Source organism: Halobacterium hubeiense (assembly GCF_001488575.1).
Taxonomy (GTDB): Archaea; Halobacteriota; Halobacteria; order Halobacteriales; family Halobacteriaceae; genus Halobacterium; species Halobacterium hubeiense.
Window position 1 is genome coordinate 154,407 of sequence record NZ_LN831303.1, and the last position, 12,831, is coordinate 167,237.

7 protein-coding genes are annotated in these 12,831 nt (G+C 58.1%); 6 read left to right on the forward strand and 1 reads right to left on the reverse strand.

Annotated features, from left to right (window positions below):
- The first annotated feature begins 138 nt into the window (after positions 1–138).
- Both HHUB_RS13920 and HHUB_RS16735 read left to right on the forward strand, forming a co-directional pair.
- On the forward strand, positions 139–3,231 hold the full coding sequence (locus tag HHUB_RS13920) for a type IV secretory system conjugative DNA transfer family protein (RefSeq protein WP_157534011.1): 3,093 nt from the start codon (positions 139–141) through the stop codon (positions 3,229–3,231).
- A gap of 101 nt (positions 3,232–3,332) precedes the next feature.
- Positions 3,333–3,470 (forward strand): hypothetical protein, encoded by a 138-nt coding sequence (locus HHUB_RS16735; RefSeq protein WP_157534012.1) that lies wholly within the window; start codon positions 3,333–3,335, stop codon positions 3,468–3,470.
- Between the two features lie 141 nt (positions 3,471–3,611).
- Here HHUB_RS16735 and HHUB_RS13925 read toward each other — a convergent pair whose 3' ends face one another.
- Complete coding sequence (locus HHUB_RS13925; RefSeq protein WP_059058561.1) at positions 3,612–4,271, reverse strand: hypothetical protein; 660 nt, start codon at positions 4,269–4,271, stop codon at positions 3,612–3,614.
- Between the two features lie 1,597 nt (positions 4,272–5,868).
- Between HHUB_RS13925 and HHUB_RS13930 the strand changes: the two genes are divergently transcribed.
- The 4 genes from HHUB_RS13930 (at position 5,869) to HHUB_RS16140 (ending at position 12,827) form a co-directional block, all read left to right on the forward strand.
- Positions 5,869–6,108: a PadR family transcriptional regulator gene (locus HHUB_RS13930; protein WP_059058563.1), complete on the forward strand. Its 240-nt coding sequence runs from the start codon at positions 5,869–5,871 to the stop codon at positions 6,106–6,108.
- A gap of 218 nt (positions 6,109–6,326) precedes the next feature.
- Complete coding sequence (locus HHUB_RS13935) at positions 6,327–9,593, forward strand: carboxypeptidase-like regulatory domain-containing protein (RefSeq protein ID WP_059058565.1); 3,267 nt, start codon at positions 6,327–6,329, stop codon at positions 9,591–9,593.
- 1 nt (position 9,594) lies between these two features.
- Complete coding sequence (locus HHUB_RS13940) at positions 9,595–9,810, forward strand: hypothetical protein (protein ID WP_059058567.1); 216 nt, start codon at positions 9,595–9,597, stop codon at positions 9,808–9,810.
- Between the two features lie 413 nt (positions 9,811–10,223).
- Positions 10,224–12,827 carry an AAA family ATPase gene (locus HHUB_RS16140; protein ID WP_238324103.1) on the forward strand — a complete coding sequence of 868 codons (2,604 nt, stop codon included), beginning with the start codon at positions 10,224–10,226 and terminating at the stop codon, positions 12,825–12,827.
- The last annotated feature ends 4 nt before the right edge of the window (positions 12,828–12,831 follow it).

Consider the following 12,831-nt stretch of genomic DNA (forward strand, 5'->3'; position numbering starts at 1 on the left):
ATGTTTGGATTCGGCAGCGATGATGACGGTGAGTCGAAGTTCGTCGACCAGCCCGACGAAGACGAGAGTGGTGACGCCAGCCAGTACGAGGCCGAGGAACAGGAAGCGTCGGCCGGCCCGGACCCCGAGCAGGAGTCGTTGACCGGCGACCAGTACGCAGTCACCATCGAGGACGTTGAGCGCGCCGGCCAGTACGAAGTCGTCGCGAACACTCGCGGAGAGGGACCGGTCGCCGGGAAGAAGGCTCGCCGGATGTTCGAGCGCGCCGCTAAGGAACCGGAACGGCCGCTCTGGATTGGTTACGACGACACCGCCCGCAACGGCTTCCGTGAAGCCCCCGTCCGGTTCCCAGCACTCCGCCGCCACCTCTGGGTCAGCGGCACCACCGGCGCCGGGAAAACCACCCAGCTACAGAACAAGGCCGTCCAGCACGCCTACGCCGGCCACGGCTTCTGCAACATCGACCCGAAAGCCAGCGGCGACACGATTGAACTCCTCCAACAGCTCCCCGAACACCGCCTCGATGACGTCATCCTCCTCGAACCCGGCTCCCCGGAGTTCGAGAAGACCATCGGCATCAATATGCTCGATGTACCCGCTATCGAGGACGAAACCCGCCGCGAGAAGGAAATTGAGAGTCGGTTGGAGAACTTGGTCGCGATCTTCGACAACGACGAATACTGGGGCGTGAACATGCAGGCGGTCACGGAGTCGATGGGCCGCGCGATGCTCCGCCGCAACGCTGAAATTTCGCTTGACCCTGACGGTGACCCCTCCGCGAAGTACAGCGTTATCGATATGTATTTCGTGCTGTTGAACGCTGAGCGCCGCGCTAACTTCGCGATGGAGGTTGACGACCCCTACCTCAGAGAGTTCCTGATGGAGATTGCGGAGATGGACGACGACGACCTCCGTCCACTCACGAAACGCATCAAGGCGTGGGTGGAGAACGCGATCGTTCGGAAAATCATCGCCCGGCGGGAGTCGACGATAGACTGGGACGAGATCGTCGACGACGACCTGATTCTTCTCGTCAGGATTCCGGTTGACAGCGAGGACATCCACCAGATGATATCGCTATCTGTCCTCCGGAATCTGTGGAGCGCGAAGAAACGCCAAGACCGCAACCCCGAACGCGAGACGAAGCCGTACTTCCTGCAGGTCGACGAGTTCGAGAAGGTCGCCAACGACAACCTCGCTATCGAGGATATGCTGGTGCGGGCGCGCTCCATGTGGCTGTCCGTCACGCTCGGGACGCAGTATCCAGGGCAGATTGAGCAAGACCACGAGGGCGTGATGCGGGCGATGGAGAACAACTGCAACACACTACTCGCGATGCGGACGCCCGGCGGCGATGATGCTGGGATTCTGATGCGGCGCTTCGACGGCTACAGCGCCAGCGACCTGATGGACACGAACTACTACCGGACGTGGACGAAAATCCCCCTAGAGGGCGGCCGCGAGTCCGAACCGGTGAACCTCAAGAATTTCGCTCCCTACCCACCACTCCGGTCAGAAGAAGACGTCCGCGACGTGATTCGCGACTCACTGGACCAGTGGGGAGCGGACCCACTGTCGGACGCGGAGATTCAGCGCGAGCTCAAGTACGGCGACTACAACGAGGCCGTCGACCCTACCGCAGCGCCGGCCGCCGATATGAACCCGGACGCGGCTGCCCTCGATGGCGACGGCGTCGACGTCGACGACCTCCCGGAAGACACGATTCTGGAGGGCGTGTACGCCGCCCAAGTCCAGCACGAAGACGAGGAGACGCTGGTCGAGGCGTCACTCGCGACGGAGGAAGTCGAGAAACGGCTGGGGGATACCGGCTACCAGTCGCAGTTGAGCAACGTCTACGAGGAATTAGCGACTGTGAAGCGCGGGCGGCGGTCCGGCGAGGTCGTGGTTGGCCTCACGCCCGAGGGTCGAACACGCGTGTTTAGCGCGGACACAGGGTCGTCAGCCTCCGGCGGGGGCGACGACCATCGGTACATCCTGCAGGAGTCGTTCCGCGCGTTCACACGGCTCGGTGCACTCACACACCTGCCGACGCAGGAAGGCGAGGAGTTACCGGACGGGGTTGCGGACCTCCCCATCGACCCACTCGCAGACGCCGAGACAGTCGAGGACGTCCACGAGCTTGAAGCCGAACTGGAACGCGAGTATCCGGAGCTGTACGAGCTCGCGGGAGCGCGTGATATCGCCATCGAGGCGGAGACGTCGACGATTAAGAAGCCGATGCAGACGCTCACGAACCTGCGGAAGGCCATCGAGGGTGACCGCCTCTGCGTGTTCACCTGTAAGGACGCCACGGCCTCCGGCCACGAGATCACGTACTGGCCGCGGCGTGGGGAGCAGATTATTTTCGATGTTGAAGGGGGAGAGATTGATTACGGGACGATAAACTGTGTCAACCCAGAGGGTCCGAAAGGGGGACGAGAATTCTATAATAAAACAAGTAAGTATAGATTAGGAGAAGAGCAATTCGCGGTACAGCCTGCGACTGAAGAGCGAACTGAGCTAGATTGGCTTGAACAAGACGGGGAAGTCATCGCAAGGGTGTCAAATGGGTATGAAGCAGCGCGGTTTGATAGTCTGGATGCGGTTACAAATCCATCGCCATCCGACGTAAATGCATATCGAGCGAAGACGGATGAAGGCGAATGGTTTGTTCAGGAAGGAAGTGAGCGTCACGGCCCGTATCCATCTCTAAGCGAACTTCGGGAAGATTGGGATGACCTCTACGCGCCGTTCATTCCGGAGCACGAATTCCCACGTGAGCCGACGCCCGAGGATTTCGTGTTCGTGGTGTTCCCCGACGACGACAACGACGAATACAGCGAGCCGATGCTGTACGAGCAAGGCGAGCTTCGGCCGTTGTTCTCCGAGGACCGTGACGCACCCGAGTCGTCGACGATGGACGTCGAGCAGGAGACGTCGGACGAGGATACGGGAGAGGTGGAAGACGTCGAGGCCGAGGCGTCGATGGAGGACCGGGAGCAGGGAGCCAGTGGGGCTGGCGACAGTGAGCGCGCCAAGAGCCGGCCAGAAAGCGACGATAGACAGCCACGACCGAACCCGCCGACGAGTGAGAAAATCGAGCAGGCAACCAAGCAGGCCGCCGTAGACCCCGACGCAAACACAACGGCCGAACACTCACACAGCGAGAGCGATAGTGGGGAGGATAGTGGGGATGGCGAGGACAGCGGTGGGTTGTTTGACCGGCTTTAGCAGTAGTTGCCAATACGGTTTCTTTATTCAGAGTGAGAGCTGAAACAGCCGATTAGTACAGCGATAGAGTTTAAGAATAGTGGTGAGATGAAGGTCATAAGATGGTTGTTGGAACAATTGTCGGTATCGGCTTTATTCTAGGGATATTGCTAACCCCTTTTGTACTGTACATGGCTATTGAAACCGGCAAAAACGAGAAGAGAATGAGTGAGGAGAAGGATTACGACGATTGGGAATGACAATGGCTCTCTCGATCTGCCCGTCACTACGCTTCACAAATCTGTCCCCAATCCGTGATACATTCGCATTCCCACTTACCGATTCAGCCGCCTCAGTTTTAGAACCCGTTCTGAATAAAGAAACCGCGCTAGCAACTACTGTTAGCGGTCTGCGAGCCGGTCGAGGTCTTCGAGGTACTGGTCAGTTAACTGTTGGAGGCGCTGTTCTGTGTCGTCACCGTGTTCCTCGATGAGGAAGGCAAGGACTGCGAGCAGGCCCGCCCGTGTAGAGTCGATATCCGCGCGGATCGGCTCCTCGAAGACTGCATCCTCTTTTAAATCCTCTACCTGCATCGCAAGCGATCCGATCTGCTCTTGAAGTCCATCAAGCTCGTCGGCCAGATCACCAGCCACTTCGATATTACCGTCCGTCGAGGCTTCCGCGTCGAGGTCCTGAACAGTCGACTGGAGCGCATCCATCTGTTCTTCAAGCCGACTGAGGCGGTCACCAAGCCCAGCGTCTCCAGATTGGGATTCGAGGTCCGCTACGAGGTCACGGCCCGCCTCAGTCAACCAGAGTTCCTTCGGCGGAACCTTCCCCGGATTCTCCCCCGCTGGCTGGTGGGTGTCGACGAGGCCGAAGGGCTGCAAATACTCGTTGAGTCGATAGTGAATCTGCGGGCGGTCGATGCCCGTCGCCTCAATGAGGTCCGGCGTGGTGATAGTTGAGGTCTCTGCGTCGAGGTCTGCAAGCGCACTGAGGATATCCCGTGATTTCAGGTCGAGTTTTTCGAGGATTTCACTGGGTGGTTGGTCTGCCATTGGAACTATCATCTACCCGTACCGTAAAAAGAGTTAACGACAATTGACCGTCTATAATCTAGCCGTAGATAGAATAACGGCTAAATTTGATGGTTGAATTTGACGGCAATTGACGGCCACTACCGCGCCGCGTCAGTAACAGCCTGATTTGACCCCCAGTTCAGGTGTAGAGTGTGGATACCCGAGTGAGCGAGTGAGGATTGAGTTAGAGGTTTCTCAGGCTAGTGAGGGGTTCCAGTAGAGCGAGGAGTATTGAGGGAGTCCAGGTGTGGCTCCGAGGAGAGGTGTCCAGCAGCGCCGTGAACAGGTTAGAATAGAGCGACGAAGTCTGGGGTGTCCACTGGGAGAAACCTCGAGGAGTAACTGGTGAGAGCGAGATGAAGCTAGCAGCGCCGGGAAGATATAGACAGGAACAGGAAGGCGAGTGCCAGACAGAAGATGAGGATGAGGATGAGGATGAGGATGAGTGAGGCTGGCAGCAGCGGCGTCGACGATCTCCGAGGAGGAGTCCCCGGACTAGGAGTGGCTTCTGAGAAGCGAGGTCACTACAGCGATACACCAGAGGGTCTGCGTGGAGGCCGACAGCGGCGGCCTGGTCTCGACGACCAGTCCGGGGGTCCAGTCCAGCACTAGCTTCTCTGCGGCGGCCACTACAGCACTCTCACTGGAGCCAACAGCACAGCGTGGTCCCGGGGGGTCCAGTTCAGTACCAGCGTCCCGAGGGAGGACAGCGTCGGCTCCCCAGCTCTAGGAGGGCAACAGCAGCGTCCAGTCCCCGGGGGGTCCAGTTCTCTCCCGAATCTCGACGTCCATCACGAACTCCCCACTCCGGGTATCCAGCCAGTAACAGCACCACTGGGGGTCGAATCCAGCACTCAGACAACTGAAATCCGACCGAAGCGACCGACAGCACCGTCCCGACAGCACAACACAGCACAGCACCGCACCGCTCTTCCTCGACGACCCACACAGCATTACACCGCTCTTCTTCGACACCCCACCACCCATCTTCCTCTCCACCGCACCGGACAGCCTGCCCGGTCCCCACCGCCCACCGGACACCCAGCCCGGCCGATACACCCCGGATTTCCCCAGTTCCCACACCACCGAACCCCCAGCCCACAGACTCACCCCCGGAACCCCAGCAGTCACCAGCCACCTGGACCCCCAGTCATCGCGACAACACTCCCTGCCTCCCCAGCATTACTGCCAGCATCGACCCCTCAGTTTCAACACGAACCCCCGCCCGGCCAAACGCGGCCAGCAGGACGTCGCCGCCGAACGCGGCCACCACCCGCCCCCGAACGCGGTCGCCGGCCGCGGCCGCGAACGCTCGTCGTGACGGTGGCGGAACGCGAGTGGAGAAACCCCTCGGGGGTAGGGCGTCGGTCGAGGCCGTCCGCGCGACCCTCCAAACGCTGGCGCTTGAACGCGCTGGCCAGAAAACCATCACTTTCCCTGCAGACGAGTAACAGGGGATTGGGCCCGCCGGTGACGTCGACGAGGAAACGCGGGGAGTTCTGGTTTGGCCCCGAGTATGTGAGTGTTCCGCACAGAAGCGGTAAAGCACTTATCGAATATTCTACGATAAATACATATGTTTGATATTATAGGATTCCAGCGCGATTTGCTGTTCGTCATCGCCGGCCTCGATACGCCACACGGCACGACAATTAGTGACGAGCTCGATGAGGCGCATGGTCCAGACATCAATCCGGGACAGCTCTATCCGAATCTGGACAAGCTCGCGGACGAAGGATACCAGTTGTTGCAAATACGATTTCTTTATTCAGCCTGCGGCGCGATTTTTTCGTGCCGATTCTCCCGTCACACATGAGTTATCTCACCCGGCGACCTTCGTCTTTTCCTCTGAGTCCTGACACTGGTCCGACCGGGGTTCGACGGGCTTCACTCGCAGCTCTCCGAAGCCGTACTTCGAGTGACTGCTGACCTGAAGGACGCCGCTCTTCGCTGTCGCTACTTGAGGTTTTTCTCAAATTTGGGAATTAGTTGACGGCATAACACATATGCAATAATAGAAGAATACTCCTGCTCATGCCCACCTCCTACACCAACCGGAACGCCCGCTCCCGCGCCGAACTCATCTGCCCCTCCTGCCACACCGAAGGCCTCGATCGCTTCGACGCCTTCGCAGAACGCCACGACAACCCCCGCCAGAAACTCATCCATGGCACGCGCTGTCCGAACTGCGACCAACGCGTCCCACCCGACAAAGTCGAAGCACAACTCGCACCCCCAGAATGGTCGTTCGCCGGCCTCTCGCTCACCATCCCCTCAATCATCCGGGACCCACCCACGAAGGCTATCGCGTACGCTACGGGCATTCTCGCCGTCATTCTCATGTTCGTCATCATCCCCACGATGCTCGGCCCCATCCTCGGCGGTGGCACCGCCCAAACCGACGCCCCACGTGGCGGCACCGAAGTCTACTCCGATGGTGGCTGGACCATCTACGAGACAAGCGACGGCAACTACTACATCTACGACGGCACCCAGTATCTCACGCCCACCGGCCCCTCCACCACTCCCTACTACTATAACACTGAGGGCGTCGCTCGTGATGTCCTTGATTCCTATCTCGCGTACGACCCGGCCGGCTCAACCAGCTTCGAATTCGGCGGTTCGAACAACACCACGTCGGGAATGCCCGGCTGGTCGCCTACTAATAATACGTCGACATCGACGAACGGGACCACCGGGCCGTCGTGGACGTACAACGGCACGAACGACGGGAGCGGCGGCAGCGGCAGTGGTGGAAGTGGCGGCGACATCTACGACAACCCTACTGACGGAGGGGGAACCAACGACTGGGAGTACCAGACGCCCACTGGCGGAGACAACACGAACGATGGCGGCGGGTATCAGACACCAAGCGGTGGCGATGGACCGAGCGGCCCCATCTACGACGACCCGAATAGTGGAACGAATCAGCCTGACGATGGCTACACCGTCCCGACCGACAAAGACCCCCTGCATGGGGCCGTCCGAGACTCACAAGGCCAGCCTATCGAGGGCGTCACCGTCACCATCACCAGCACCGGCCAAGAGGTGACAACCGGCGCCGACGGCACTTACACCTTCGACGAACACCTTCCGGCTGGCACGCACACGCTGCACGCCTCACAGCAGGGCCTGTCCACTCCGCCAATCACGCTCTCTGCAGAGTCCAACGGCGACATTACCGTGGATGGGTCACCCGACCACGCGGTCTACGTCGAGGGCAGTGATGGCACGGTCGCCCAGAATAAACTCAGTATCGTGATGCCGGACAGTGGCGCTGCCAACCCCATCACACTCTCCGGTACTGGGTCGGACATGACCGGCACGGTTCGCTTCCAGAGTCGCGGGAACGCGAACTCGACGAGCATCACTCTCTCCGGTGTGCAGTCCAGCGACCACCAGCAGGTGTCCGTCTCACCTAATACGCCCCGAGTCGTCCAGATTAACGGCAACACTGCCCCTAACGCCGAAATCAACCTGTCGAGTACGCCGGTCTCCGAGACGGTTACCGAGCAGGGCGAAACGTCGTCGACAACCAGCTTCGAACTCCGGGGGAACCTGCCGACCACGCCCACGATTACGCTCAATCCCGCCAGCGAATCCACACGCCAGACGGCGAGTGGGCGTCTCTCCGGCCAGCAGTCCAGCACTCCAGTCACCATCACTAATCGGGGGAACGTCCAGACGCCCGTCGACGTCACGCTCCGCGGTAAGTCGTGGACGCGGGACCGCCAGCAAACCGGGACCACTGAGACCGGGTTCAGCACGGAGATTGATGGCTACCAGCAGCCCGACGGCCAACAGGGGTCACTCCCAGAATTGTCGGTGACAGCAACCGAACACGAGGCTGTCGAATCCTACTCCGGTGGTGGCCCAGAGTTTGGGTACTACGATAGTGGCTACATGGCGACATCCGTGTTTACCGCGCCTGAATCCGGAATGTACCGCGTCGACTGGCACGTCCACCAATCCCTCTATAACAGCCAAGGGTATTCACTCAGTCAATCGGATTCCGCTGAGTCTGGCATTATGGTCGGTGAAGCGGGTGAAGATCCCGATATTGATGGATACTATCCGGATGGCGTTGCGACGGACCACCTTCTTGATGAGGATGCCTACGTGAGTGTGTCTACACAAACGCATTCCGAGGGCGAGGACGACCGTGATTCAGCGAGTGATTCCGGCACAACCACAGTCTATCTAGACGAGGGTGAATCAATCTACGCTGGCGGAACTGAAGAAACCCATCACGCTGGTGGACTCACCAGCTCTGAGACGAACACTCGCGTTGAGAGTGTTGAACGCCTGGAATCCGCTGGGAATGTCACCGTCTCTGCGGGTGGCGTCGAGAAGACAGTCCAGGATCTGCAGAAGGGCGATTCGTCGACCGTTGCCTTGCCACTCACGACGGGGCGGAACGATATTGATGTGTCGACGTCCGGCCCGGTTGGCGTTGACTACGAGCTCGAGTGGACTGAATACCACCGTACTGCTGGAGCATCGATTCAAGCGAATGGGGAGACGGTCGCGAGCATCGACGAGGGCTTTACGGGTACGCGGACGCTCGAAATTCCGGCGTCGGCAGTGCCGCCCGGTGAGAGAGAGTTCGTGTTTACGAGTGCGCAGCGGGCCGACCGCTACGACGTCGCGCTCGAATGGATGTCGAAGACGGTGACGAAGCAGCCGGAGGTCACGACTAGCAGCGGTCGTGTGTTGTTCTCGGAGTCGGGGCGGCTGGAGTCCAAACAGACGGTTGCGGTCGAGGAGCCGATCTCGGCCGGGGAGACGGTCGAGGTTGCGAGTGGGGATGGCCCGCTTGAGTACGAGATTTCGTATCCTGCGCGGGTTGTAGCGGATTCGCCGGCGGTTTCGGTGAACGACGAGACGTACGCGTATCCGAGCGCGTTCAACGCCACTGGGAGTCGCCTCACCGAATCGGTGTTGCTGAATTCGAGCGCCTTAGAGTTGGGGCAGAACCAGCTGAGTGTGAGTGCCGACGCCGTAGATGGGATTGAGCCGAGCGTGACAGCGACAGTCGAGTATAAGGGGAGTCTGGTCATTTCGAACGAGCCGACGGTGACGGTGACGAACGGGGATGGCGAGTCCCATACCGCCGAGGTGCCGGCCTCACAGCTACAGAATGGCCGCCTCACTGGGAATTCGTCGTTGAACTTGCCGGGTGAGTGGTTTACGACCGGCGAGAACACCGTGCGCGTCCAGACGGCTGATGGCTCCGTCGTTGAGGCGAAGCTGACGGCGCGTGGTATCTACCAGCAGGAACGCGAGTTTACGGAGGACTAACATGGCGGGAGACTCCCAACGGTCGGTTTCGTCGACGGTCGGTGTGGACGTTGATTTGGATGCGGACGTCGACGAGTTGGTTGAGGAGTACCAGCGGCTTGCCGATGAACTGCGGCGGCCAGGGCAGACGGCCGTCGACGTCGAGGACCTGGACGCGATCCGCAACGAGGTTGAGGACCGCGTCGGGACTTCAGAGGCGGTGAAGCTGCTGCTGTGACGTTCCCGGATAGTCGTTGGTCGTGTAGTCTCCCCATCCGGCTGTCCCGACGATAGTAGCGGCTTTCTGGCACCGGCTGTGGTATCAGGCGTCCACCGGAGAAATCGTACTAAGCGGGCGCTGGCCGGACTTACTCGGCTTAACCAACACTCGCTGGCAGAAAGGTCGGTTGTTGGTTAGCGAAAGCACTCGAACAGAACGTGGAGCGTGTGGCTAAGGCCACCAATCCAAAACACGCCGCACACCTCAGCACAGCGTAGTCGAGATTCTTCGACAGGGATACCAACCAGCCGGTCAACCCACTCTGTAGTAGCCAGATCTCCTCGCTAATCGATAGACTGCGGGCCGTCTGTGACGTTCCCAAGCCAACGTAACCAAATTACTATAAGATGTGGAGGTTTCGACGAAAAGAGATGGTCCGGCATACGCAGACCTGGATGTTCAACATCACGCCAGAGAACTGGGAACAGTGCGTGAGTGGTCCTGAAGATCCAGAAATCCACGGCGAGGAGCACGTTGGCGTACCCGTTCAGGGAGTGCGAAGTGATGCACCAGCGCCCACAGAGGACATCCAAGAAGGAGATTTAGTCCTTGCTCGGAAGAAGAGTCACGGTGTTGGAGGGCTCTGGGAAGTTGAATCGGTTGTCGATATCGGGGACGACCAAGCACGGAGCCTGTGGGACGATGCAGACTATTCGGAGATAATCTACTGTCGTCCGATTCAACTAGAAATCAATCCTCTGTATGAGGAAGACTGGTCCTCATTCGAGGAAGAACTTGGCGAATCAGTCCAGACGGTGACAGCCAATATTATGGGCGCTGTCCACAATCTGAAGCCGGAATATAAACGTCAATATCTCACTGAGCTCAGCAATCATTCTGGGGTCGATGCAACGGCAAAAAGCCGAATCGACCAAGAACTCTCGAGTGATGAACAACCGGTGAGACGGACACTTCCTGATGGAGTGGAAGCATGGTTCATGAATCCAGATGACCAGTGGGATGTTGCAACCAAATACGACATCACCGTCACTGGTTGGGAAGCTGTAAACGACGTTGACTTGGCCGATGAGAGTGAGTCAGATATTCGCAGTCACTTCGAGGATGGGCAAACTACCCCACGAACGCTCCTTGATTTCCGGGATAACCTTCCGACAGGTTCGATACTTGTTGCTACGAGTGGAGTGAACAAGGTGTACGGCTTAGGTGTTGTAACGGGGCCGTATCAGCGAAGGGAACTTCCCGAACTTCGGTCGAGCGATAACTACCACACGCGACCCGTCCGATGGCTTGTCGACATCCATGCTGAACATGGTTCGGCATTCGAATTAGATACCGAAGGTAGCGACCATCTTTCCGAGCGTCATTTCGGAATCGACACGGGTGTGAGATCGCTAGACGTGGAGGCATACACAGAAATCGCTGGACAGGTAATCGATAGCTATCCCTCGCTTGAGGCTGATTTTGACCGAGTTGAAGCTGCCGCAGAAGCGGTCACGATGCGGGAGTCTGACGAATTCGATACGTCATATTTCTGGGTGAATCAGTCGAAGCAGGATGAAATCGACGGTGAATATCTTGAAGCTCCCTATCCGAAGGACAGTTGGCAGCAAGACCTTGCCCGAATCTCTAAGGGCGATGTGATTATCCATAGGTCGAGCGAAGGGGAAGACGGTGAGATCGTCGGCTTATCGACCGCTCTTGGAGAGCGAGAGATTACCGATGAGGGAGACCACCAGCGGGTTTCAGTACTATTCGAGCCGTTTGATGAACCAATCCCGGCAGAGCCGGTCATCGATTACCTCAAAGATGATGATTTCATCGAGAACACATCTCATTACTTGATTAACAGGAACCACGAGCGAATGGCCGGCTATCTATTCAATCTCCCTACAGAGGCTGCGAACGAAATATTGAGTGGTGACTTCACACGAGACACGTATGGAGACTACGGCGATTCCTTAGCAGTCCCAGAGTCAGATTATACGGTTGAAAAGGGGCACCTCCACTACCCAGAGGAGGTTTGGGACAATATTCAAGATCGAATCCTCCAGGCTCTCGCGAATAACAACCATATTCTACTGTTCGGGCCACCGGGCACGGGAAAGACTAAGCTAGCTCGACAAATCTGTGAAGCAACCATCGGAGAGAACGGTTATAATCTCGTAACCGCTTCGGCGGATTGGTCGACATTCGATACTGTCGGTGGATATCAGACAACGATAGACAAGGGACTCGAATTCGAGCCTGGCGTCGTACTCGATCGCTTCCAGTCAGACGAGGACGAAACCCCTACGAATGAATGGCTGATAATTGATGAACTCAACCGAGCAGACATCGACAAAGCCTTTGGATCATTATTCTCGGCGTTAACCGGTGAGAGCGTAACGCTACCTTTTGATGATTCTAATGGAGATTCTATTGAGATTCTCAGCGCAGATCGTGCTGATGAAGACATCGCTGAAAACCGATTCTACATACATGAGGACTGGCGGATGTTTGCGACGATGAACACCCTTGACAAGACGTCGTTATACGAGATGAGCTATGCGTTCATGCGACGTTGGGCATTTATCCCAGTCGGTGTCCCCGACCTTCCTGAACCAAATGACGAGGATTCCAGCACTAGTGAACTCGCTGATCGGGTCCAGTCATACGTCGAAGGATGGGCTAATCACGAAGAGTCGGAGTTGCCAGAAGCAGAACAGCACTACCGGCCGGTTGGTCGCATTTGGCGTGCAGTCAACGAGCAACGAACTATCGGGCCAGCCATCGTCGAAGATATCTATAGATATGTGGCGGGCCAGTCATCTCCCCAGGCGTCAGACTACGTGTCACCGGTCATCATGTACGTATATCCCCAGCTCGAGGGACTACGTGGAGACGCGCTCCAGGAAGTCATAGCATCTATCGAGACTGTAATCGAGGATATTGACGGGAATACGGATGAGCTGTGGACGGTCGCACGAGACTTCTTCCAGAAACCCGAACTCCAGCGACCTGAGGACGAGGGGTGAATTC